Consider the following 414-nt stretch of genomic DNA (forward strand, 5'->3'; position numbering starts at 1 on the left):
CCGCTGAGGTCAGCGCACGACGGCGATCGTCGCCGTCGCCGGCCCGGTCTTCGTGAGCGCAACCTTCGACGTCGCTGCGACGGGCGTCTTCGACGTCGCCGTGACGGGCGTCTTCGACGCGGGAACCGCCTTCGGCAGCTCCTCGACCGCGCGGTCGGCACGTTCCACCCCGGCCGCATTCACGATCGCGCGCACGACGCTCCCGACGATCAGCATCGCCGTCAGCGCCGCGCATGCCACGATCAGCGGCGTCCACTCGCGCGCGAAGGACGCCGCGAAGCTCATCAGCGCGCCCACGATCCACAGACCCACCGCGCCCCCGGCGAGCCCACCGGAACCCCGGACGATCGCGACCGCCGCGACGATCGCGAAGATGACGGCGAGCGCCGCACCCACGTAACCGATCGGCACCAT

At 72.0% G+C, this 414-nt stretch carries 1 protein-coding gene; it reads right to left on the minus strand.

Annotation, left to right across the window (positions count from 1 at the left end):
* Positions 1 to 9 precede the first annotated feature (9 nt).
* A partial coding sequence (locus L687_RS42680; protein ID WP_021198495.1) for a hypothetical protein occupies positions 10 to 414 on the minus strand: 405 nt, incomplete at its 5' end.

Source organism: Microbacterium maritypicum MF109 (assembly GCF_000455825.1).
GTDB classification, from domain to species: Bacteria; Actinomycetota; Actinomycetes; order Actinomycetales; family Microbacteriaceae; genus Microbacterium; species Microbacterium maritypicum_A.